Raw genomic sequence first — 26107 nt, forward strand, 5'->3', positions numbered from 1 at the left:
AATTAATATCTAAATTTTGTTTCCTTATGTTTTGTTGTTGGGTTATAAATTTCTATAGTAGGTCTATCATCTTGGGAACTATGATCTCTAACATTTATAGTTTTTCCTTCTGATGTCTTGCCGACTCTTCCCCCAGGAATAGGTTTGGATGAACCCGGTATGACGAGGCTATCATAATCTTTATTTGCTTGATCGAATCCACCTTCAGCATTATAAATATCAGTTCCCTCTCCGCCTTTCCCCCCAGTTTTCTTCTCAAACCGAGATTTTTTCTTTAAGCTTTCAACAGTTGGTTTTTCTGAATTAACTTTATACTTATCAGGTATAACATCAGGGTGATATAAGCTGTTTGGATTTACTCCCAACCAAATTAATCCTGTGGCGATTCCATTTGTAATACCTCTGATATTTTTAGCAATGAGATCACCGGCCATCCATCCTGCTCCCGCAGCAATTCCCACAGCTCCAAATTGAGTTGCTGCTGCTCCTGTGGCTATACCCGTAACTGTTGCTCCAGGAAGTACACCTCCTCTAATCACTGTATCAGCAGGTGTCATCCCATCTGGATCTATCATTGATATGGGGTTATTTAGACCATAATTATATGGTGACACATTTTCAAAGATTTCCCCTAACGGATCCGCCACATTCCATCTTCCAATCACAGGATCGTAGAATCTGGCTCCATAGTCCAACTGGCCACCTAACTCCTCCTGTTTCTCTTTCCCATTATAAAGATACTTATTATTTCCATATACCGGATTTGGGGATTTCTGTAAACCAAACGGATAGTAATCATCTCTTTGTAAGACTTCCACTGCATTTGTATTCGGATTCCGGTAGATGGTAGCTCTGACATTTCCCAGGTGGTCCGTCAGGTTGTAGCGGTAGCTGTATGTGCCGTTTGCATTCCGGTAGGCTACGCCTTCTGCGGTGTGAATCAGTTCGATTACTCCGTTCTGGTATTCTATTCCGCCTGCATAATCCCGCTGTCCTGTGGTGTTGGCTGTTTTACGAAGTTTATTGCCGCCTGCATCATACAGGTAGGTAATCGTGTTCCCTCCTCCTGTCACCTGACGGGGTAGATTCAGGTGATTGTAGCTCAGATTCATACCCATCCGATCGGTCTTTGCATTGCCGTTTTCATCATAGCTGTAGCTGCCATTGATAAGACCGGATACGGTATTCAGCCTGTTGCCCGTATAGCTGTAACTGATCCCGGATCCGTCTCGGGTCAGATTCGTGATATTACCCATATCATCGTAGTTCAGGACTTCAGACATGCCGGATGTGGGACTGCTTCCATTGATCAACCGGTTCAGTTTATCATAACTGTACACAAAATGCTGATTGAGGGTTGTCGTCTGCCCCCATTGCTGTTCAGAGATGTTGCCGTTCCATTGTGCTGCTGCTCCTTTGACCGGATCCTGATAACTGAGCTGCTGGCTGAAGTGAGGTGAAGTACTGCTTGTCATCCATCCCCGCTCATTGTACCGGTAATCTGTCGTATTCACCGGATTATTTCCCTGCTGATCTGCTCCTACTGTCTTTGTCTTCAGCTGTCCGATCTCATTGTAACTGTTGGCCAGTAAAGTGACTTCCGGCTGACTGTTGATCTGTTGTCTGCTGTTGACCAGACGGCCGACATGATCGTATTCATTGGTAGTGGTGATAGTAGTGGTTTGTCCGTTAACGGTATGTCTGCGGGTGCTGCTTTCCAGTTCTCCGGTGAAGCTGTAACTGTTGTCCGTGATATCTGTACCGCCGATATGGTTCTGACTCTTACTCTGGATCACCCTTCCTTCCAGATCATAATAGTGGGTGGTCAGCAGCATATCGCCTGTTCCCAGTGTGGTGGTTTTAGTGCCCGTCAACAAGGTCTTTACCCGAGCTCCGGAAGCCTGATTTCCTGCCGGAGCTCCAAAGCTGTTCTCCGGAAAGTCATACCGGTCGTAGTAGTTGATCGTATGGTAATACGCAATAGTGGTTGGAAAGACAGCATTGGTATACCCCTGATCTGTAGTTGTCGGATTTTCCCAAAGCCGGCCTGCTGTCTGGCCATTGCTGTTAATCTGAGCAGTCAGCGCAGCTGCACTCTCGGTGCTGTTGTAGATACCGGTCATAATTACCCGGCCAAATGCATCGTATTTACTGAACAGCCATTCTCCGGCTGCTCTGCGGTTGGCATCACGGCTCAGCACTATTTGGTCATTGGTATTATACACCAGTTCTTCTTTTCCTTTACCCGGGATCTTCTTATCTGTCAGGCGTCTGCGACCGTCATATTTATAGCCATAGATGTATGCATCATAGTTGGGGTCTGCAGCATCTTCACTGAATGTGTTAACAGTCACTGCAGGTGGGACTACATAGCGAAGGTCGCCGAAGTCATCGTAGACATAATGCGTCTCCAGTTTTTTGCTCTCTGTTTCCCAGACACGTTTCAGTACGACTCTTCCATCGAAGTCTTTGTATTCTTCTACGGTACCGCTCTTACCACTGCTCCAGTTCTCATCTTTGGTGGTGGTTTTATACAGCTTACCCGGTTGATAGAAGGTTGCTGTAGCTCCGTTTTCGGCTGCATTGAGCTGCCATAGTTTCACATCATTGGCTGCATTGGTACCGTAGTCTGTACGTACCGTATGACCTGAGCTCAGTTGCCAGGCTTCGCCCGGAGAACCCTGAGCCTGCACCCGGTTCAGCGGACTGTTCTCAAACTGTGTCTCTGCATAGGGATAGCCTGTTTTCTTTACTGCAGCATCCCAGCCTGTAGCTGGATTATAGAAATTCATTATATCCACTCCGGCTGTGGGTTTATAGCTGCCGTCCATACTTCCGGAAGTGGCATAAGGAAGATACTTTTTGCTCTCCCTGCCAAAGCCGTCGTACTCTATATGCTGCACGATGTCCTTGTGGGTAGGGGAAGCCATGATCTGTATACTCTGCAGTGGCCGGCCCAGGCCGTCAAAGTACTGTACTGTCTGGTTCTCCTCTTCTACTGTGCGGGACTGGGATAGATTGGCTAATGTTACACCTGCCTTGCGAAAGGTACGCGTCAGGATATAGTTCTGGTTACCACTCAGCTGGGTTTGTAAAACCGGATGTGTCTGCAGGCTGCTGCTGGTATAGATCCGAACCGTACTGCCTGAAGGGATATGGAAGCCCGGCTTCAGCGTAACACTGCTACTGGCTTTGATCTGACCCTGACCGCTGTAGCTGGTCAGAATCAGATCCGTATTCTGTCCCTTAACCGTGGATAGGGTTAGCAGGATTGATAAGGTTAATATCGTGGATAAAAGAGGTCTTTTCATAATCGGACTTATTAGGGACGGTAGTGGTAATAATAGCTCTGTCTGAGCTGCTGAAACTGATCCAGGACATGCTGCAACCGTTGCAGACCATCATATTGATAATACTCTGTCTGCCCTTTGGCATCGGTCTTACTTGTCATGCCCACTAAAGGTTTGTAGGTGTAAGAAGTAACCTGAGAACCGGGAAGGTTGGAGCGTAAAATGTCCATCTTCTGACGGATATAATCCGCTGTGACCGTTCCGCTATTCAGCGCATCGACTACACTTTGTCCACCAATGGCTGAAACGACGTCATTATAATGTGCATTGACAATTTCGGCAACAGGATACTGGCCGTTGTAACCCCAGAGGTAGCTGGTAACCGGACCATCCGTTTTTTTTACTGCCAAAGGATTACTATAACGATCGTATGCAAGGGCATTAAAACTTAACTTATATCTACTATCTGGCGAAAACCCTTCCTTAAATCCATTGAATGGTAACTGTCCTAATGGTCTATTGCTGAATTTGAACAATTCACCAGGAAAAGGATTTATAATTTCTAGCTGAAATATTTGATCTATATTTCCTTTACCATCGTTAGTAAACTTATTAATCTTAGCTGATATAATAGATTGTGAATCACCTCTGTCCTTAAACACAACCTCTTCAATAGGATAAGAAATTATATTACTTCGCACCATATTATCAATAAATGGTTCACCAGATATATAATCAGTAGCATAAGTATTGAAAAGAGATATTTTATCTCCGTTACTTTTAATAGATGTTACCAACCTAGGCAATAGATGTTTATCTGAAAAATACTTAAACTCTTGAGTTTCTGTGCTAGATAATGGATTTTTTGAAAAAATTTTCTGCGTCTTGTACTTTAACTTTTTAACACCGGAAATAACAGGATAATCAAAATATATAAAGTCTTTAGAAAGGTTTTTAACTAAGCTTTCTGCCAAATCGCCCTTGGGAATATAATTTCTATTTACCTTAAGACCAGTAATAGTTTTCAACGTTATTTCATCATATAAGTAAGATATCTCCTTAACAGGTTCATATTCTTTATTAACAAGAACTTTATAATCTGTCTGACGGATAATATTTCCGTTCTTCCACGAAGCACTAACTAAACTCTGAACATCTGGAATTGGAAAAACATCTACCTGTTGATCCGTTTCAAAGTCATAAACATAGGTTGTCTTCATAGGAAAAGAGTCTAGACCAGCAGTATATTTAGTGACATTTGGATATGCAATTAAATAATTACCTGACGAATAATCAAACAATGGACGACTCAGTACTTCCAAAGCACTTAAATAAGTTGTAAATATTTGCTGTCCACCAGTAAAGAAGTTGTACTCATATTTTTGAGTATAATTTCTTCGTTGAAAGATATAATCAAAAAAACGGGGTTTACCCAAGCCGTTTTCTTCTTCTCCGTATTTGTATATCTCTTTAAAGGACAATGAGCCATCTGATAAATAGCTTTTAATGCTTCTAATTCTCAATCCTGGTCCGAACTGAATCTTGTTATAAGATTCCTCGGATAATTCGGAATAACCAACACTTGCAATCACTCTTTCGTCAATATCATCTTCAGAATCCATAAAATTACTCCTTATATGAGTAGTAATGCGATATTTATCTCCTAACACAAGTTTTGTAGCAATTCTCAAAGAAGTTTGTTCGCCCGGATACGCAACAAACCGCTCATATGTACCCTTTGTGAGATTACGAAATTCCACATAAGGTTGTTTAATGTCATGCCATAATTTAAGATTGATACTCAAGTTGGCTTCCTCAGTATTAACCTGTGACGTAAAGTCAATACTAACAGGTCCCGGGTCCTGTTTGCTTGCAATAGCTGTAGCCACAATCTTCTCAACATCTTGTGTACGAGTAAATGCAAGTAGAATTCGATTTGCTTCGAAATCAAAATCACTATATCCTCCTGTAGGATAACGGATACGTTTCAATACAGCTGCCTTCATATAAGATGTATCTGAATTACGATCTGCAGGGTCAGATATAATAGAAGAGGTTTCATAGCCTAATTCATCTGTGAATTTGTATTGCAGCCCATTATCATCTAACGGTATTAAATGTTTATTTTGATATTTACCATTACTATACCCCCACCAATCTATACCACAATTATTTCTGGGTGGTAGTTTATAATTTTCTTCATACTCAAACTTATAACCCGATTCAATGATATCCGAATTATTATTTACAAAATTGATTCCTGTTAACTTTAATCTATACTTATCTTTTGGAATTGTATATGGATTGTAACCTACATCTGAATAGAAATAATCATGAGAAAAATTAATGTGTTTTAATATCTTATTCCCATCTTTCACAACAATTTCATCCAGAGAGTACCCTCCGTAATCTAATCTGTCAGATCGCGGAATAAATAGAATCTTTTGTTCACCAAAAGTAATCTCAGAAAGATAACAAAAACCAGGATTTTCATAAAAAAAGGTTTTAACAGGAACTCCAGAGTGACGAATTGGACCTATACTGTTATTAATAACACCTATATATCGTCCCACAGTTAAAGAGTAATCTGTAGATTGAATATTACCAAAGTTATACTGAAGATACTTAAGAGAAACAGTATCAATACCATTTTTAGAGATAATCTTTGTTAAATACCAAGCTGTTGTTGGCAAATACTTAGAGGTTCTGTATTCTGAAAATTTTGTATTAAACACCCTTTCTTCGAACAAATATGTTCTTCCGGATTCATCAATTATTTTAAAAGTATCATTCTCGAATTTGACTCTTAAATTGTTGTGTGGAATTGTCAGAATTTCTCTATCCGCAGAGAATACAAATTTCCCACTACGTCCCATAAAATTAAAATAAAACTCGTCAGGCTGACTATCTTTGTTGTCTTGTACAATATCTAATAAATAAGAATGATCATTTTGTGTTATACTTGCCGTACTTTTTATTGGATTATTAAAAATGCCTTCTTGAGATTCATCTGGCACACCCAAAACCGAACGAGTAATTACCCCACCTGCCTGTAATGTCCAACCAAGTCCTATCCAGCTTGCGAAATCACTTACTTTATTTCCTCCACTATGATAATTAATGGATACTGGAAGTTCTATATCTTTTATACTCAAGAGATGAAGAGGAATAGAGATTTCAGGGAGTCCTGTGAAATTGCTTATAGGGTATTGTCCATATTTTGTTAATAAAGCAGCTTCTGGAGAAGGTGGTATTACTACAGTTTTATCTGAAATAGTCGTTTGACCGTATAACTTAGTATTATTTACCAACAGACAAGAAACTAAAATAAAATAAAAAAAGATTTTCATGCCATAATTTTTAAAAATATTAATAAAAGAAAAACAAAAGCAAAATAACAAAAGTACGATAACAAAATATTAATTAAATAATAAGATTACATTAACATAATTTTTAAAACAGATTACTAAACACTACACAACCCTCATGAAGGTTAAAAAAATAAATAGAAAAAAATTCATTCTCATGTTTAACAAAAAAGATCGAGTCACAAATTATTTAAATAAAATCAGTTTCTATAGAAAAAGACAATCATTAATTACACAGTATTATTATAATTTAATAATTAAATTAAAAAATTTCAATAACACACACATATTATTTATTAACTCGATGATAAAGCCTCTATAATCATTAAAAAACAAATTAAGATGTTCGAATGCTCCAGTTTTCAGAGAAGTTATATCCTTGGTAACTAACATAGCAAGATTATCTGGAATGATCCGATTCAGTATATACTGATAAATTGAAAAACGTTTCCTACACAATAAGGTAGCCGACAAATAAAAGAATGTAAATGCTCATGTTAAAGAATAAAACTTCAATATAGTATCCAACATCAATCTCTAACTTTTTAATATTTTGCTTTTGAATAGATTAATAATTACATTAGACTATCAAAATAACGTTTAATTAATTATCACCTTTTCTTCAACTACTAACCTTAAAACTACAGTTATGAAAGTAAAAATGCATATGCATGCACTTTTGATTCTGGGGTTATCCTATCAACTCCAGCATCCGTTAGATTCTTTTGCAAAAGAGAGTGCAGCTATAAAGTCCTCTCCTCCTGTTTCGTCTGTTTATCAGACTACCTTAAGAGGAAAGGTTGTCAACGATAAAGGAGAAGGTATTGCCGGAGTTACGATCAAAAACCTGAGCGCCAGCCATACGGTACAATCTTCAGCTGACGGGACATTCACCATTCAGGGAAAAGTATCCGATAAACTGTCCTTTACCTATGTAGGGTATGATGCTCTCCAGTATACGGTATCAGATACCGCTCCTATGACCATCACATTATCCAATTCCAGTGTTGTACTGGAAGACATTACCATTACAGGTTATACCAGCTATGCGAAGAAGCTTTCCAGTAATGTGGCCACTACGATACAGGCTAAAGCCATTGAACAGGTTCCTATGGCTTCTCTGGATCAGGTACTACAGGGGCGCGTACCGGGGATGAGTGTACTGGCCAGTTCGGGACAGCCGGGAGCCAATGCCAGTGTAATTATCCGTGGTGTAGGAAGTATCAACGGAGTAACGACTCCTCTGTATGTAGTGGATGGTATTCCTATTTCCGCATCGGAGCTCAAAAACTATAATTCCAATGATTTTGAGAACGTCACCGTTTTACGTGACGCTTCTGCGAAGTCTCTGTATGGATCAAGGGGATCAAACGGAGTTATCGTTATTACGACTAAGAAAGGAAAAGCAGGCGGATTATCCGTTAATTATACCTCCCAGTATGGAGTTTCCAAACTAACCCGTCCGAAATTCCAGATGATGAACAGTGAACAGCGTCTGCGTTTTGAGGAAGAGGTCGGACTTGAGATGGATGATGATATCGGTCCGGGCTGGACATATTCATCCAAAAATCCTGCAAATGCCAACTGGACACCTGCCGAAGCAGCCAATGCGGGCCGTATTCTGGACAGTCTCCGCGGACTGAATGTAGACTGGAGAGATTATTTCTTCCAGACCGGAAAATTTATGGAACAACAGGCCAGTCTGAGTGGTGGAAATGAAAATGTACGCTTCTTTAACAGTGTTGGCTATTACAAACAGGATGGTGTAGCTGTACGTTCCGGTTTGGAAAGGTATACCCTCCGCAGCAATGTAGATTTTAATATGAATAAATTTTCCGGAGGGGTAAATGTAACTATTGGATATTCCAATTCCAGTTTTACAGAAGGTGTGGGCGAAAGCAGAGTCGGCTCCTCTATGGCTTCCGTATTTTATGCTCTTCCATATGAATATCCATATGCTCCTGACGGCACATTGATTCACTTCGGAAATGAAGATGATTATAATATTCTTGATCAGCGTGAAGGAAGTGCCGGCCTGGAACGTTTACTAAATTCAAGTAGTAAAAGCGAACTGTTCAGCACCAATATAGGGATGAATCTGGCTTATCAGATTACACCACAGCTAAAAGCCCATACACGACTGGGAATTGATTACAAAAATACAGTCACACAAGACTATATTAATCCGGATTCATACTACGGATCCCGCAACCGTGCGCCTACCATTGGCGGAAAAGGTTTGTTCGGAGAAGGATATGCCCGGACTACCAGTCTTATTTCCACATCCGGACTGACTTATCAGAATACGTTTGCGGATGAGCATAATGTAGAATTTTCCGGATATTTCGAGTATTTGTATGACCGCTATCGTGCATTTGGTTATCAGGGATACGGTATCGATGGCCGGCAACCCGAAACTCCTGCAGGGGTTAACGTAAGTGCTGTCTTCTTACCTGGAATAAACGGAGGTCGCACCCGAAGCGCATTAACCTCCTTTTTAGGTGCTGGAAGATACTCCTATGCTAATAAATATTCATTAACCGCAAGTTACCGTTATGACGGCTCTACAAAAGTAGCAAGAGAAAACCGCTGGCATGGATTTTACTCTTTAGGAGCCAACTGGAATGTAAAAGGAGAAGATTTTTTACAGGGTAGCAATCTGATACAAGGATTGAATATACGGGCAAGTTATGGTACTACAGCCAGCCAGTTTGCAAGTGATTTTCTATACTTAGCGACTTATCTGACAGACATTTCTTACGGAGGAGAAACCGCCATCCGTCCTGCCACAGCCGGAAATCCTCAATTTGACTGGGAATATGTAGATGAATTCAATGCCGGATTTGATCTGGAGCTATTTCCAAAGAAAAGACTGAGAATTTCTGCTGACTATTATAATAAGCTCACCAGAAATATGTTTATTGACCAACCACCTTCTTTAACATCTGGGTTTGATATCCTTTCACTTAGCTCCGGAAAGATGAGAAATCGTGGTGTAGAATTCAGTGTACAGGGAGATGTCATCAATAAAGATGACTTCGGTTTTAGTCTGGGGGTAAACGGAGCTTACAATAAGAACAAAATTTTGTTTATATCTGATGTAACCGAAGAAATGCTTGATGGAGATACCCGTATCTTAAAAGTAGGCATGCCTTACGGTACATATTATGCTCCTGAATGGGCGGGTGTCAATCCGGATACAGGAGAACCTCAATATTACAACCGGGATGGTTCTATTACTACAACTTATGATGAATCCTCGCAAAGTGTCACCAAGTCCGGGACGTTATACCCTTCCTTTATCGGAGGATTTACCACCGGATTACGTTGGAAAGACCTGACATTGGATGCCTTATTCTCTTTTGTGACAAATGTACAACGCTGGAACAATGAAGATTTCTACAATGAAAATGCAGATTATATGACCAGTAATCAATCTATACGGATGTTGGAAAACCGGTGGAAAAAAGCAGGAGATCAGGCCATCCTGCAACGTATAGATATCCCGAGACAATATACATCCAAGGATATTCAGGATGCATCCTTTCTGCGTCTTCGTAATGTCAATCTGAGTTACAATCTACCGCAGTCAGCCTTGTCTAAAATTGGTTTTGTAAAAGGAGTACGGATATTTTTCCAGGGACAGAATCTACTTACCTGGACATCATGGAGAGGGCTTGATCCGGAGAACAGTGAAGCCAGAGGCCGTTTCCAATATCCTGCACCCAGAACATATACTGCTGGTTTAAATGTTAAATTCTAATATCATGAAAAGAAATACAATGTTATTCAAAAAAATAGTTTGGACGATCATCCTTCCGGTAAGTTTACTTTCTTTTCAGGCCTGTAACGAACTGGATATCAAACCAACGGACGGTATAGATCCGGATAAAGCATTTCGCAATCTGGAAGATATAGACATGGGTATAAAAGGTGCCTATGCTGCCATAGATTATACTTTAATAGAAAATAATGTCACAGTCTCTGATGAAGCCATTATGCCGGCAGAAAACGTGGTTAGCAATACTAATGCCTATCGCTGGCTATATACAGCCAGCAGTAGCTCTGTAACCAGTGCTTTTAGGGAATACTATATTGTCATTGACAGAACTAACCGTGTTTTAGCCGGTTTAGAGAAACTTACGAATGTAGATGAAACTGAAAAAAGACACTTTAGAGGTGAGTTACTGGCTATCCGGGCTTACGCACATCTGGAACTGTTGAGAGCTTTTTCAGGCGGGTACGAACCCGCTAATCTGGCTGTTCCTTATATGCTAGAATCCAAGATCAGCTATCCAGCACGTAATACAGTACAGGAAGTGATCAATTTTATAAAGACAGATCTGAATGAGGCTCTCAATCTCATCGGAGATGAAGCATCTGTAAGCCGGATATCCAAACCTGCTGTTTATGCAATTCTGGCACGTACCGCCTTATACAGCAAAGACTGGCCTTTAGCGATATCTGCATCTACATCAGCAATCAATGCCAAACCTTTGGCTTCCCAACAAAACTTTGCCAGAATATGGACAGATCAGTCAGAAGATGAAGTTATCTGGTCTTTAAAGAAGTCTGAAGCCAGTGACTCCAGAATCGGAAGTTTTCTTTTCAGAGAAGACGGAGGTATTGCTTTATTTGCACCTTCCAATAAACTGTTAAATTTATTTGATAAGGACAATGACATCCGTTATTCGAGTTATATCACGTACGATCCTGACAGAGGAGCAGGAAAATCTCCTTACTTAATCAAAAAATATATTGGTCGTAGTTCTGATGCTCCTGGACTGACTAATATCAAACTTTTCCGCGCAGGCGAAATGTACCTGATACGTGCAGAGGCATATGCCGAAACACCAAATCAATTGTTAGGTACTGCGGATCTTAATCAGCTCCGCAAATCCAGAATTACCGGTTATACCGATCAGACATTTGCTGATAAAGAAGCACTGATACGTGAGATCTATACCGAACGTTATAAAGAGCTTGCTTACGAAGGACACCGATTTTTTGATTTGAAACGCAGAAATCTTCCTGTACAACGTTCAGCTCAGGATGCCGTGAATACATCAGGAGCATTAACATTAGAGTCCGGAAAAGCACAGTATAACTTCCCGATACCAGCAACAGAAATGTCAGTCAATAAAAATATGGTTCAAAATCCGAATTATTCAAATTAGCAGCTCAACTTACTATAACATGAAAAGAACAATAATAATCCTACTGGCGATTGGTACTACTTTGGTTGCATTCAAAAATGCACCTGATCCACCTGTCCGAACATCAAATACGGATAAAACTTATGTTTTGGCTATTCACGGCGGAGCAGGAACTATTCTGCGATCCAATATGACTCCGGAGATGGAAAAAGCATACAAAGATGCACTGACTCTAGCCTTACAGAAAGGATATGAGCAGATCAAAAAGGGCAAGTCAAGTCTTGATGCCGTCGAACAGGCTATTCATGTTATGGAAGATTCTCCCCTCTTTAATGCCGGGAAAGGTGCTGTATTTACCAATGACGGCAAAAACGAGTTGGATGCTTCTATTATGAATGGTAAAACACTGGAAGCCGGAGCCGTAGCAGGTGTGACAACTATCAAAAATCCCATCAGCGCTGCCCGCGCAGTAATGCAAAAATCCGAACATGTCATGATGGTAGGAAAAGGTGCAGAACTTTTTGCCAGACAAGCTGGCATTGAAATCGTAGATCCTTCTTATTTCTGGACAAAAATGCGGTGGGATGCCTTGCAAAAAATCAAGAAAGAAGACAGTACCAAGGTACAACTGGATCACGATCAGAAGCAGAGCCAACGTTTGGGTATACTTAACAAAGATTCCAAATTTGGAACTGTCGGCTGTGTAGCACTGGACAAAAGCGGAAATCTGGCAGCAGGAACTTCTACAGGAGGTATGACCAATAAGAAGTTTGGCCGAGTAGGTGATTCTCCGATCATTGGAGCCGGAACTTATGCCAACAATGCTACGGTAGCCGTATCCTGCACAGGATGGGGTGAATATTATATCCGCAATGTAGCCGCCTATACAGTCTCTGCTCTGATGGAATATAAACAGGAATCTGTCAAAGTTGCGAGTCAGACAGTAATCGATAATATTGGAAAAATGGGTGGTGACGGTGGTCTGATCGCCTTAGATAAATCGGGCAATCTTGCTATGCCTTTTAATACAGAAGGTATGTACCGTGGTATGATCACATCAGATGGTCAGATCGAAATATATATTTACAAATAATTATGAAATTAAAATTCAAGAAAGCACTCCTGATCGTTGGTCTGGGGTGCTTATCCTTAACATCTTTTGCAAAAGAAATAAAGGAGCCCAAAGGCTCTCTGTTTATTATCGGAGGTGGTGCTAAAGATCCGCAGCTGATCCGAAGTATGGTCGATGCTGCAGCATTATCTGCCCAGGATTATATTATGATACTGCCTATGGCCAGTACAGTGGCAGATGCTTCTGTAGCCGATATAAAAGAACAACTGCAGGAAGTAACAGATCATAAAATAACAGCAATAAATTTCTCTAAAGCTGATGCATCAGATCCCAGACTGGTAGATTCTGTAAGAAAAGCAAAACTCATCTATATAACCGGAGGCGATCAGAACAGATTCATGGCTGTGGTCGAGCAGTCTCCCTTATTTGATGCTATTCACAACGCTTATCAACAAGGGGCCTGTATTGCAGGTACAAGTGCAGGTGCTGCAATCATGAGCGATCAGATGATTACCGGTGAGCAAGCTCAGGATTCTACTTATCGGGCTACCTTTAACCGGTTGAACAAAGATAATTTAGTCACTGCAAAAGGAATGGGACTCATCCGTACAGCTATTATTGATCAGCATTTTATTAAGAGAAGCCGTTATAACAGATTATTTTCTGCTTTAGCTGAACATCCGGATAAGATCTGTATTGGTATAGATGAGAGCACTGCAATACTTATTCACAATAAAAAAGCAAAAGTCGTAGGGCAGTTTCAGGTTGTAGTGGCCAGCAAACCAGTAAAACTGGAGGTAAATAAAGACGGCAGAATTATCTGGGATGATATCCGGCTCAGTATTTACGATAACGGAAAAACGTTTCCGATACAATAAGACAACCGGCAGAAAGAGGATTTATTTATGTTTTTCGGCAGGTATCTCTTTGACTTCATCATCAAATAAGATCCGAACCGAAGGCGTGTAAGTATCCTCATTCTGCCCTGTTTTATGCGCCCAGAAAAAAGCACCTAAAAAGATCAATGCCACAAAAATACTGCATCCGATCAGAAAAAATATTATACTCATATCTGTATTTTTTAATACCCTACCGGGAATTGTTCCTGTTGTATCTTATTAAAACCTCTCTGCCCTTCGGGCATCTCTCCTTAGAAAGGAGAGAATTCTATAACAGCTCACAGCGTAACTTTATAAACTACATTAATCCTCTAAACCTTTTCAACTTCTTATAAACCTCTCTGCCCTGCGGGCATCCTACCTTTAGGAAGGAGAGAGTTCTATAACAGCACACAGCGTAAATTTATAATCTATATTATCCCTCTAAATCTTTTCAACTTCTTATAAACCTCTCCGCCTTGCGGGCATCTATCCTTAGAAAGGAGAGAATTCTATAACAGCACATAGCGTAACTTTATAAACTATATTAACTCTCTAAACCTTTTCAACTTCTTATAAGCCTCTTTATTCCATTGCGTTTGCTGGTGTCCCCACCAGCAATTGAAAATGCTAAAGCAGTTTTTTGCGTCTGGCGTAATACCGGGTCACCAGACTTGTAAATGAAATAATAGTAACTGTACTAATAGGCATCAGGATCGCAGCAAACAAAGGTGACATTGTACCTTGTACTGCAAAGCTCAGCCCTATTATATTGTATGTCAAAGAAATCACAAAACTCATATGAATGACCTTGACAGCATCTTTTGCAAAGGAGAAAAACTTCGGTAATTTTTCAAATGCTTCTCCATCTAATATCGCATCACATCCCGGAGAAAAATTATTGATATCATCACTTACCGCAATCCCCAGATTAGCCTTTCTCAGTGCTCCTGCATCATTAAGTCCGTCACCTAACATACACACTGACTTTCCCTGATTCTGCCATTTTTCTATGGCAGACAATTTATCTACAGGGCTCTGATTGAACAGTAATACCGAACGTACCGGAAAGATAAGCTTCAAACTGTCCGAACGCCGGTCATTATCTCCTGACAGCAGATGTAATTCATAGTTTTGTTCTAATTTATTTACCAATGAGGTTAATCCTGGTCGCCAGGATTGTTCCAATGTAAAGCAACCTTTAACTATTCCGTTGATCATCACATACACAGCTGATCCCTTTTCTTCCTGATGTCTGATTTCCAGAAAAGATGCGCTCCCCACCATAAAAGCAAATTCACCAGTAACTGCCTGTATACCTTTTCCCGGAATTTCCGCATAATAATCTAATGGAACAGCACTACTGACACCCAGCCAGCGAACGATTTCACGGCTCAGAGGATGACTGGAATTGCGACAGACAGAGGAAAGCATTATCTGTTCATCTTTACTTAAAGATCCTTCGTAAAACAGGGAAGACTTTGTCGGAGAAGAAATAGTACCTGTTTTATCGAATACTACAGTATCTATAGCTGCCATCTGCTCAATAGCAGCGGTATTCTTGATGTAGAATTTGTTTTTGTCAAATATACTCAAGGCCGCTGAAAGTGTGAAAGGAGAGCTTAAAGCCAGTGCGCACGGACAGGCAATAATAAGAACAGCTGTAAATGCTCCCCATGCACGACCGGCATCTCCACCTGTCAACCAGATAATCGAAGATACAAATGCTATTAATAAAAGACCTAAAGTGAAATACTTACTGATAAACCCGATAAAAGTATCAAACTGCTTGTCGTATGCTTTAAAACTTTCATTATTCCATAGTTTCGTCAGATAACTCTGGGATACGGGTTTCACCACCTCCAGTTCGATTGCTTCCGCCATCTGTCTTCCTCCGGCATAGACCACCTCCCCCAACACTTTGCTGACTTCCTTGGATTCGCCTGTTACAAAACTAAAATCCACAGAAGCCTGTCCTTTCAGCAGAATTGCATCTGCAGGGATAATTTCATTATTTCGAACCAAAATACGGTCTCCAACTTTCAGATCCCCGATTGGTGCGGGTTTATCTCCTTCATTGGAAATTACAGTTACTGCTACCGGGAAATAAGAACGGTAATCCCGCTCAAATGAGATGTGATAGTAGGTCCTTTGCTGTACCCACTTTCCGATCAGAATAAAAAACACTAAACTACATAAGGTGTCCCCAAATCCGGGACCTGAAACCGTCAGTACTTCAATAGCTGTACGTAAAAACAACACAAAAATACCCAGAGCTAGCGGAACATCCAGATTCAACCGTTTTTGTTTCAGACTTAACCAGGCAGAACGAAAGTAATCAGATGCACTATACAGCAATACAGGAAGAGTAAACAGGAGGTTCATATATCCGAAAAAAGCAGAATAACTCTTCTCAAAAGACGCCATTCCAAAATACTCCGGGAAACTAAGCATCATGGAATTGCCAAAACAAAAGCCGGCAACTGCTATTTTCCGAACCAGATTATCCTGATTAAGTTTCTGCCCTTCTTTGACTACATCCTGAAGCGTGATCTTTGGCTCGTATCCTATATCTGTCAGCAATGTCACCATTGCCCGCAGTGATACTTCCTGATGTTTGAATTTGATCGTCGCCTGCTTCTTCATAAAATCTACCTGGGAAGAAACAATCGCAGGATTAAGTTTATACAAATGCTCGAGTAACCAGATACAGGAACTACAGTGAATCACCGGGATATATACTGTAATAATGGCAAGCTCATCATCTTTATAATCCAGCAGTTTGGAAGCGATCTCTTCTTCATCCAGATAGCTAAGATCCACCCGTTTTGTTTTATTTACCTTTCCGGGATGCGCATTATAACGGTAATAACTTTCCAGATTATTTGAACTTAATATCTGATAAACGGTCTGACAACCCAGGCAACAAAAATCATGATCATCCAGATGAAATCCGGTCACTTCAACCTGATCGCCACAGTGAAAACACTTTTCCTTTACCTGAATATTATACTTCGTTTCCATTACTATATTGCTTGACTGAATAATCGGTTCTGTTCTTTTGACTGTTGCAGACGCTCATCAAAAGCCATACAGATATTACGTAAAAAAGATTTTCCGGCTTCTGTAATACATACATTATCTGCTCCCATTGTCAGTAAACCATCCAGAAACATCGGCTCCAGACGCTCTTTGATCGGTGTATTCAGTTTAAAATCTTTTTCAAATTTCATTTCCCCCCTACACATCATATGCAGGATATACCTTCTCAATATCTCATCCTCTTCAGTCAGCAAATGTCCTTTTACAACCGGCAATTTTTCTTCTGCGATTAAATGGTGATATTCTTCTACGGTCTTGACATTCTGAGCAAAACCAGTCCATGCATCACTGATAGAAGATACCCCCAACCCAATCATTAACGGAGTATAGCGATCCGCATATCCCATGAAATTCCGGTGTAACCTTCCTTCCCGGGAAGCCAGAAACAATTCATCATCAGGTCTGGCAAAATGATCCATTCCTACATCCTCATATCCTTCTTTTCTAATCATTTGTTTTCCCAGATTATACAGTCTGAGTTTATTTTCACCCTCTGGCAAATCCATTTCCGTGAACCTGCGCTGACCCGGTTTGATCCAGGGCACATGAGCATAACTATAAAAAGATATGCGATCCGGTCGCATTTCCAATGCTTTATCTATAGTCTGTGTAATCGTATTTTCGGTCTGAAAAGGAAGACCATAGATCAGATCAAAGTTGATGGAAGTATAGCCTATTGCCCGCGCCTGTGCAGCGACACGCTCTACATCCTCAACTGTTTGCAGACGATTGATCACGAATTGCACTTTAGCATCAAAATCCTGTATACCCAGACTTAAACGTCTAAAACCCAAATCATAAAGCGTTTCGAGATGCTTTTCAGTTGTATTTGCAGGATGGGCTTCAAAAGAGAAAGAAGCATCTTCAGCACAGCTATTGCCCTCCAGAATACCTGTTATCAACCGTTCCAGATTAGCAGGCTGAAAAAAGGTTGGAGTTCCTCCGCCCAGATGGATTTCACTGATTTTTAAAGTGGTGTCTCCTATAATCTGTTTGTACATATCCCACTCTTTCAATACAGCAGTAATATACGGCTCTTCGACTTTATGATTTTTAGTAATACGGGTATTACAACCACAATAGGTACATAAATCTTCACAAAATGGCAAATGAATATAAATACTGATTCCATTCGCACCGGAACTTATATAAGTTTGCTTTACCCGATTTTCCCAATCTGGCATATTAAATCTGTCATTTTCCCAAAACGGAACTGTAGGATAACTGGTGTAACGGGGTGCCGCCACATTATATTTACGGATTAGGTGTTCGATGTTTTTATTCTCCATCTTTCAGATGTTTAGATTTATCTTCCAGGGCAGCACAGTCATTGGAGCAACAACAAGCCCGGCCTACACATTTACCATTTTCCCAGAGATTAAGATTACGGATGGTCTGTCTGGCGACGCCTTCTATAGTCTGATTTTCGTAAGGGGTATTGGCTATTTTAATGTTGAGGAGACTGGCTTCTTCTGTATCAATATGTAAAGTCCCGATAGATCTGGTGATCAAATACTGAACGCCAAGCGCTTTGAGTTCACGCAAAATATTTTTATCCAGAATGTCGTCATCCGACACAATGATTGCTTTTTTTCCGATAGCATAGTGGACGGTACTATGATTCAATTCATTGCATATCAATGTCAGATCGTGCAACTTTCCATTGGCAAGTACCAATATCTCTTTCTCTTCAGGCTTAATATTATAGGCAACGACTTTCATGTAATATCTTCTCCATTTATTCGATAACGCAAAACAAATTTAAGTTATATATATACCCTCCTTCGTGAAGGCTATCAAGTAAAGAAGTGATATTCATCACTATATCACAAAAAATAGGAGAGGCTTTCTGTGCGAAAACCTCTCCTATTTCTATATTGATATCTGATTACTGTTTAATCTTTCTCAATTTTTCTACAGAAAATATCCGGATTGCATTGCCTTCTTTTTTGATCAGTTTTTCATCTTTAAAATCAGCCAGCATCCTGCTTATCGTTTCATTGGCTGTACCTGCCAAAGCTGCAAGATCATCTCTTGAGATACGGATAAGATACTCATCTTCATGCTCAGCCTCTGATTTTTCAGCGACATCTACCAAAGCATTAGCCACACGTTTACGTACAGAATCATAGGCCAGTTCCAGAAGTTTCTCTTCTTTTTCCCTGATATTACCTGATAACAGTTTGATAAACTTACCTGTAACAGCCGGTTTCCGATAAAGTAATTCAAAGAAATCATCCTTTGCAATCAATGCCACTTCCGAATCTTCCAGAGCAGATGCGTTATCACTGTACTTTTCATTTAACAATACAGACTCATATCCAAAGAAACTGCGGTCTATATGTATATCTGTCGAAAGCTCTCTTCCATCCATATAATACAGAAAACTTCTTATTCGCCCTTTAATAAGGTAGTAAACAAAAATAGGATTGTCTCCTGATTCATAAATAGCCTGCTTCTTCTTGAAGAGCTTTACTCTTGAAGATTCGATCAGATCTTTTAGAAGTATCTGCTGTTCTTCATCACTCAATTGCAGACCATCATGTCCGGGTGCAGTCTTAGCTACTAATTGCCCTCTTTTCCGCAACCGGCTTTCGATAGCATTTAGCAGTTCGAGATCATCAAATGGCTTGGTAAGATAGTCATCTGCCCCCATTTCCATCGCTTTTCGCATGTCTACCCGTTCACTTTTGGCTGTCAGAAAAATAAAAGGAATGGTAGCGGTTTCTTCATGTTTACTCAACATGTAAAGCACTCCATAGCCGTCCAGCTCAGGCATCATAATATCACAAAGAATCAGATCGGGAAGATGTTTGATAGCAAGATCAACACCAATCTTTCCATTTTCAGCCGTAATGATATTATAATTCCCTGTCAATTCGAGTATTTCAGCTGTACCTTCCCGAATTTCAAAGTTATCTTCAATAATTAAGATATTCTTCTTATCCATTTTTATTAATTATTGTTCAAAAGTGAGTAAAAAAGAGGTTCCTTCATTTATAACAGATCTGTACACCAGATGTCCGCCCAGCAATTCGACATAGCGCCTTACGATATTCAGTCCCAATCCTGTTCCCGGTATGTTGCCGGTATTATGCGCCCGGAAAAATGGCTCAAACAGATTGACCTGATCTTCTTCCGGAATACCGATACCATTATCTTTGATACTAACCGTGCAGGTATTTCCTTCAATCATCGTACTGAATTCAATAAACGTATCTTCGCCAGAATATTTCACGGCATTGGAGATAAGGTTGATCGCAATACTTTTCCACAGATGCGCATCCATCGTAAACTCTGCTTCCGTACCGGTATGTTCATATACGATATGCTGATTTTTCTTACAGATCATCTGCATCTCTTCTGTGATTTCTTCTGCCAGCGTAACCAGATTGATGCGCTCTTTCTGAACAGCTACCACACCAGCTTCCAGTTTTTCCAATGAAAGAAAATCATTCAGAATATTAGTCAATAGCTGAACGGATCCTTTGATACGTGACGTGTGTTTACGTACATTCAGAAAATCCGGTTTCTCTATATACTTTTCGATAAGAGAAGCCGACAGCTGGATGGAGCTCAACGGTGTCCTGAATTCATGGGAAGCCATAGACACAAAGCGTGACTTCATCTGACCTAGTTCTTTTTCCTTTTCCAGCGAATTACTGACTTCTGCCTTTGCCTTTTCAAGTTCGGAAACCGTCTTTATGAGATCTTTAGTACGTTCCCGGATTCGCTGTTCCAGTTCAAGAGCATGCTTCAGCAGCTTATCTTCAGCAGCCTTTTCTTTGGAAAGGTCATGGATAAATCCTGTAAATACATTCTTATGTTCATAGAACACTTCGCTTACAGCCAATCGGAAAGGAAACGTACTGCCATCCTTACGACGGCCCAGCACTTCCCTTCCGATTCCTATGATTTTTTTTTGACCAGTCTCCTTATAATTATGAATATAGCTGTCATGCTTACTGCGGTCCGGCTCAGGCATAAGTATAGAGATATTATGCCCGATCACCTCTTCCGGCGAATAACCGAACAGACTGGAAGCTGCAGGATTAATACTTTCTACTATCCCTTTATTATCAATCGTAATAATACCATCAATGGCATGATCAATGATTGCTTTTAATAACTTTGCTGCTTCCACTTTTCTTTATTTTACCAACTTCTTATATTTCACACGTTTCGGAGCGACATCTCCCAGTCTTTTCTTACGATTCTCTTCATATTCGCTGTAGTTACCTTCAAAGAAGTAAGCCTGCGAGTCTCCTTCAAAAGCAAGAATATGTGTACAAATACGATCCAGAAACCATCTGTCGTGGGAAATAACAACAGCACAGCCACCAAAATTTTCCAACCCTTCTTCCAGTGCACGCAGTGTATTGACATCGATATCATTGGTAGGCTCATCGAGCAACAGTACATTAGAGCTCTTCTTTAATGTAATAGCCAGATGCACGCGGTTACGCTCACCTCCGGATAGTACACCAACATTTTTCTGCTGATCCGCACCGTTAAAATTGAATTTGGAAACATAGGCACGCGAGTTTACCGGACGATTGCCCAATAAAATATTATCATTTCCGTCTGTAATATTTTCCCATACCGATTTATTAGGATCCAGATCATTGTGCATCTGATCCACATAACCCAAGACAACCGTCTCTCCTACTTTGAATGTACCTGTATCCGGACTCTCCTGTCCTGTAATCAATCTGAATAAAGTGGTTTTACCAACTCCGTTTGGCCCGATAATCCCCACAATACCAGCAGGAGGTAGTGAGAAACTCAGGTTTTCAAATAAAATACGGTCGCCGTAAGATTTGGAGATATTGTTTGCTTCTATAACGACATTTCCAAGACGTGGTCCCGGAGGGATAAAAAGCTCCAGTTTTTCTTCGCGCTCTTTTGTTTCTTCAGAAGCCAGTTTTTCATAATTATGAAGGCGGGCTTTAGATTTGGCATGACGGGCTTTGGGAGCCATACGTACCCATTCCAATTCACGCTCCAGTGTTTTCTGACGTTTAGATTCTGTTTTTTCTTCCTGTGACAGACGTTTAGCTTTCTGATCCAGCCATGAAGAATAATTTCCCTTCCATGGAATACCCTCTCCACGGTCCAGTTCCAGAATCCATCCGGCAACATTATCCAGAAAGTAACGGTCGTGCGTTACCGCTATAACGGTACCTTTGTATTGTTGTAAGTGTTGTTCCAGCCAGTCAATAGACTCTGCATCGAGGTGATTGGTTGGCTCATCCAGTAATAATACGTCCGGTTCCTGCAGTAATAAGCGACATAGTGCCACTCTTCTGCGCTCCCCTCCTGACAAATTGGCAATTTTAGCTTCCGGTTCCGGACAACGGAGTGCATCCATGGCACGCTCCAGTCTGGAATCCAGTTCCCAGGCATTTGTCGCATCGATTTTATCCTGCAATTCTCCCTGTCTCGCCAGAAGTTTATCCATTTCATCTGCATTTTCATAGACCTCAGGCAGACCAAATTTGTCATTGATTTCTTCGTATTCCTTTAATATGGCTGTAATCTCAGCTACACCCTCTTCAACGATTTCACGAACAGTCTTTTCCGTATCCAATTCGGGTTCCTGAGCAAGATAGCCTACAGAATAGCCCGGTGAGAAAACTACCTCACCCTGAAAGGATTTGTCAAGACCGGCAATGATTTTTAAGAGTGAAGATTTTCCGGATCCATTAAGACCGATAACACCGATTTTGGCACCGTAAAAGAAGGATAAGTATATATTTTTTAAAACTTGTTTTTGAGGTGGGTAAATCTTGTTTACACCAGCCATCGAAAAGATAATTTTTTCGTCAGACATATTGATTTTTGTAACTGTTTTGTAAACAAAGATAAATAATCCGGCCGATAAACTGACATTTTGCTACATTTAGGCATATGGCGTAATTGTTGATAAGAATATTAAAATTAGCGTAAGATTTTTGGATATATATTTCTACATTTATAATATCCTTAATTCTAACCCCAAAACAGAAAGGTAAAACTACATGGAAGCAAAATTTTCACCACGCGTAAAGGATGTGATTTCCTACAGTCGAGAAGAAGCATTACGCCTTCGTCATGATTATATTGGCACGGAGCATCTTTTGCTTGGTCTGATTCGTGAGGGAGATGGAGTGGCGATTAAGATTTTGAAAAATATCGGTATCGATACTGCAGCCTTGCGTCAGTCTATTGAGGATGCAGTAAAGGGTTCTTCGGTGTCGCGTGCACCCATTGGCAATATGCCATTAACCAAACAAGCAGAAAAAGTACTTAAGATCACATACTTAGAAGCAAAAATATTTAAAAGTGATATCATCGGAACCGAGCATCTGATGCTGGCAATTCTGCGCGATGATGAAAATATCGCTTCGCAGATTCTTCAGCAATATCAGATATCATATGATGTCTTCAAAAGTGAAGTGGAACAGAATAAAACCACTATCACAGATGAAGCTCCGGGATCATCTGCCGGTGGCGAGGATGAATATCCTGAAGAGGAACAATTCAATCAGCCTAAAAAGGTATCCGATATCAAATCCAAAACTCCGGTATTGGACAATTTCGGACGTGACCTTACAAAAGCTGCAGAAGAAGGTCGTCTGGATCCGATTGTAGGCCGTGAAAAAGAGATCGAACGTGTTTCGCAGATTTTATCACGCCGTAAAAAGAACAATCCGTTGCTGATCGGTGAGCCGGGTGTCGGTAAATCTGCTATCGCAGAAGGTCTGGCACTCCGTATTATTCAACGTAAAGTATCCCGTGTTCTCTTCAACAAACGTGTCGTTACTTTAGATCTGGCATCATTGGTAGCCGGCACTAAATATCGCGGACAGTTTGAAGAGCGTATGAAAGCGGTCATGAATGAACTGGAAAAATCACCTGACGTGATCTTGTTTATCGATGAGATTCACACCATAGTAGGTGCAGGAGGAGCGTCTGGTTCACTGGATGCGTCCAATATGTTCAAACCAGCCCTGGCAAGAGGTGAGATTCAATGTATCGGTGCGACTACTCTTGATGAATATCGTCAGTACATCGAGAAAGATGGTGCTTTAGACCGTCGTTTTCAACGTGTCACTATCGAACCAGCAACTCATGATGAGACAGTAGAGATTCTGAACCGTATCAAAGAAAAATACGAAGAGCATCACAATGTAAACTATACTCCTGAAGCTATCGAAGCCTGTGTATCTCTGACAACGAGATATATCACAGACCGTTTTCTTCCGGATAAAGCGATCGATGCACTGGATGAAGCTGGATCACGTGTTCACTTAAACAATATCCATGTTCCGCAATCCATTATCGATATCGAACAGAAGATTGAAGAAGTGAAGATCGAGAAAAACAAAGTGGTACGCAGTCAGAAATACGAAGAGGCTGCAAAACTTCGTGATTCGGAGAAAAAATTACTCGAAGAGTTAGAACGTGAAAAAACGGCCTGGGAAGCAGAAACCAAAACGAAACGCTACGTCGTTACGGAAGATAATGTAGCTGAAGTCGTATCCATGATGACCGGTATTCCTGTACAACGGGTAAGCCAGACAGATAGCCAGAAGCTATTAAATATGGGTGAATCGATGAAAGGCCGTATTATCGGACAAGACGATGCTGTACAAAAACTGGTTAAAGCTATCCAACGTACGCGTGCAGGACTGAAAGATCCTAAGAAACCTATCGGTTCCTTTATCTTCCTGGGTCCTACAGGTGTAGGTAAAACAGAGCTTGCAAAAGAACTTGCTCGATTTATGTTTGATTCTGAAGATTCACTGATCCAGATTGACATGAGTGAGTATATGGAGAAATTTGCAGTATCCCGATTAGTGGGAGCGCCTCCGGGATATGTAGGCTATGAAGAAGGTGGTCAGCTTACGGAAAAAGTACGTCGTAAACCTTATGCTGTAGTCTTACTGGATGAGATTGAAAAAGCTCACCCGGATGTATTCAACTTATTGTTACAGGTATTGGATGAAGGTCAGTTGACAGATAGTCTGGGACGTCGTGTAGACTTCCGTAATACGATTATTATTATGACTTCCAATATCGGAGCCCGTCAGTTGAAAGAATTCGGACAGGGAGTAGGTTTTACTACTGCTGCAAAAAGCAATCAGGCAGATTCACATTCAAGAGGTGTGATAGAGACAGCCTTGAAGCGTGCATTTGCTCCTGAATTTTTAAACCGTATCGATGATGTCATTGTCTTCAATTCGTTAACAAAAGAAAACATTTTCAAAATCATTGATATTGAACTGAGATCTCTGTTCACACGTATAGAAGGATTGGGTTATAAAATTCAGTTGACCGATACTGCTAAAGAATTCATTGCAGAAAAAGGCTATGATACCAATTTTGGAGCTCGTCCGTTGAAACGTGCTATTCAAAAATATCTGGAAGATCCGATTGCTGAAGAAATCCTGAAAGGAGAACTTCAGAGCGGGGCTACGTTAACGGTAGATCTGGATAAGGAGAAAAGTGAAATTACAGTTAAAGGTGAATCTCCGAAGGGAGGCAAAGACAAGCCAAAAGAATCTGATGTATCAAAAGATAATTAAGATTATTACTAAATAATTAGAAAAGCACCGAAATACGCGGTGCTTTTCTATTGTGGCCAAATTTTTGCTTAAACACTTTAAACTTTTTTAACATTTCATTGTCTTAATAACATAGATAACAAATATTAATTTTAAAACTCACATAACATGAAAAGAATTCTATTAGCCCTATTAGTGATCGGCACGACAATTGGTTTGTCCAGCTGTACAAAAGAGTATATTACCAACTCTCTGCCAGGAGTGAGTTATGTTTTAGCCGTTAAACAAGGAGACTGGCAGTTGCAAAGTGGAACAGACAGATACAAAACTACTATCTCTATGCCTCAGTTAGATTCAAGATATTTTGAGGATGGAGATGTTAGTGTAGCTATATCTTACGATAACGACAAAACATCCTATAAACTTATTCCTGCAGTAATTCGTAATTATAGCTATGAAGCAAGTTACCGTGTAGGTAGCGTTGAAATTGAAGCGACAGAAGTTGGAACTAATCCAACTATAGTTCCTCCAGGCGATATGCTTGTAAAAATTGTTTTGACAGATGCTGAAATCGGTAACTAAGAATTACTGATTCCTAATAAAAAAATGCCTGCAATACTTATATTGCAGGCATTTTTTTATTAGCCTGTTTTAATGTCTTTCTTTAATCCTTCTCTATATTTGATCATTCA

The 26107-nt window shown here is 40.3% G+C and carries 15 protein-coding genes; 6 read left to right on the forward strand and 9 right to left on the reverse strand.

Annotated elements, in window-relative coordinates:
* Window positions 1-2: 2 nt before the first annotated feature.
* Both I6J02_RS01805 and I6J02_RS01810 read right to left on the reverse strand, forming a co-directional pair.
* Window positions 3-3311 (reverse strand): DUF6443 domain-containing protein, encoded by a 3309-nt coding sequence (locus I6J02_RS01805; protein WP_236582251.1) that lies wholly within the window; start codon window positions 3309-3311, stop codon window positions 3-5.
* 11 nt (window positions 3312-3322) lie between these two features.
* Entirely contained in the window at window positions 3323-6640 is a 3318-nt protein-coding gene (locus tag I6J02_RS01810; protein ID WP_201680141.1) for a hypothetical protein, read from the reverse strand.
* Between the two features lie 667 nt (window positions 6641-7307).
* Between I6J02_RS01810 and I6J02_RS01815 the strand changes: the two genes are divergently transcribed.
* Genes I6J02_RS01815 through I6J02_RS01830 form a run of 4 tightly spaced genes read left to right on the forward strand, consistent with a single transcriptional unit; the run spans window position 7308 to window position 13764 of the window.
* Window positions 7308-10421, forward strand: a complete 3114-nt coding sequence (locus I6J02_RS01815) for a SusC/RagA family TonB-linked outer membrane protein (protein ID WP_201680142.1) — start codon at window positions 7308-7310, stop codon at window positions 10419-10421.
* A 4-nt stretch (window positions 10422-10425) separates the two neighbouring features.
* Complete coding sequence (locus I6J02_RS01820) at window positions 10426-11835, forward strand: RagB/SusD family nutrient uptake outer membrane protein (protein WP_236582252.1); 1410 nt, start codon at window positions 10426-10428, stop codon at window positions 11833-11835.
* 19 nt (window positions 11836-11854) lie between these two features.
* Entirely contained in the window at window positions 11855-12907 is a 1053-nt protein-coding gene (locus I6J02_RS01825) for an isoaspartyl peptidase/L-asparaginase family protein (protein ID WP_201680144.1), read from the forward strand.
* A 2-nt stretch (window positions 12908-12909) separates the two neighbouring features.
* Window positions 12910-13764 carry a cyanophycinase gene (locus I6J02_RS01830; protein ID WP_201680145.1) on the forward strand — a complete coding sequence of 285 codons (855 nt, stop codon included), beginning with the start codon at window positions 12910-12912 and terminating at the stop codon, window positions 13762-13764.
* 21 nt (window positions 13765-13785) lie between these two features.
* Here the strand turns inward: I6J02_RS01830 and ccoS are convergent, their stop codons facing one another.
* From ccoS to ettA, 7 genes are all read right to left on the reverse strand, one after another.
* Entirely contained in the window at window positions 13786-13956 is a 171-nt protein-coding gene (gene ccoS / locus I6J02_RS01835) for a cbb3-type cytochrome oxidase assembly protein CcoS (protein ID WP_201680146.1), read from the reverse strand.
* A 438-nt stretch (window positions 13957-14394) separates the two neighbouring features.
* Window positions 14395-16788, reverse strand: a complete 2394-nt coding sequence (locus I6J02_RS01840; RefSeq protein WP_201680147.1) for a heavy metal translocating P-type ATPase — start codon at window positions 16786-16788, stop codon at window positions 14395-14397.
* A gap of 2 nt (window positions 16789-16790) precedes the next feature.
* A complete protein-coding gene (hemN, locus tag I6J02_RS01845; protein ID WP_201680148.1) occupies window positions 16791-18155 on the reverse strand; it encodes an oxygen-independent coproporphyrinogen III oxidase in 1365 nt (454 codons plus the stop codon).
* Window positions 18145-18588, reverse strand: a complete 444-nt coding sequence (locus I6J02_RS01850) for a lactate dehydrogenase (protein ID WP_201680149.1) — start codon at window positions 18586-18588, stop codon at window positions 18145-18147. The genes hemN and I6J02_RS01850 overlap by 11 nt, the downstream gene beginning before the upstream one ends.
* A gap of 166 nt (window positions 18589-18754) precedes the next feature.
* Complete coding sequence (locus tag I6J02_RS01855) at window positions 18755-19816, reverse strand: response regulator (protein WP_201680150.1); 1062 nt, start codon at window positions 19814-19816, stop codon at window positions 18755-18757.
* A 9-nt stretch (window positions 19817-19825) separates the two neighbouring features.
* Complete coding sequence (locus I6J02_RS01860; RefSeq protein ID WP_201680151.1) at window positions 19826-21010, reverse strand: PAS domain-containing sensor histidine kinase; 1185 nt, start codon at window positions 21008-21010, stop codon at window positions 19826-19828.
* Between the two features lie 6 nt (window positions 21011-21016).
* Window positions 21017-22699, reverse strand: a complete 1683-nt coding sequence (gene ettA / locus I6J02_RS01865) for an energy-dependent translational throttle protein EttA (protein ID WP_201680152.1) — start codon at window positions 22697-22699, stop codon at window positions 21017-21019.
* A 187-nt stretch (window positions 22700-22886) separates the two neighbouring features.
* Between ettA and I6J02_RS01870 the strand changes: the two genes are divergently transcribed.
* Window positions 22887-25436 (forward strand): ATP-dependent Clp protease ATP-binding subunit, encoded by a 2550-nt coding sequence (locus tag I6J02_RS01870; RefSeq protein WP_003010490.1) that lies wholly within the window; start codon window positions 22887-22889, stop codon window positions 25434-25436.
* A 147-nt stretch (window positions 25437-25583) separates the two neighbouring features.
* Complete coding sequence (locus tag I6J02_RS01875) at window positions 25584-25997, forward strand: hypothetical protein (protein ID WP_201680153.1); 414 nt, start codon at window positions 25584-25586, stop codon at window positions 25995-25997.
* The last annotated feature ends 110 nt before the right edge of the window (window positions 25998-26107 follow it).

This window comes from Sphingobacterium spiritivorum (assembly GCF_016725325.1).
In the GTDB taxonomy this organism is placed as follows: domain Bacteria; phylum Bacteroidota; class Bacteroidia; order Sphingobacteriales; family Sphingobacteriaceae; genus Sphingobacterium.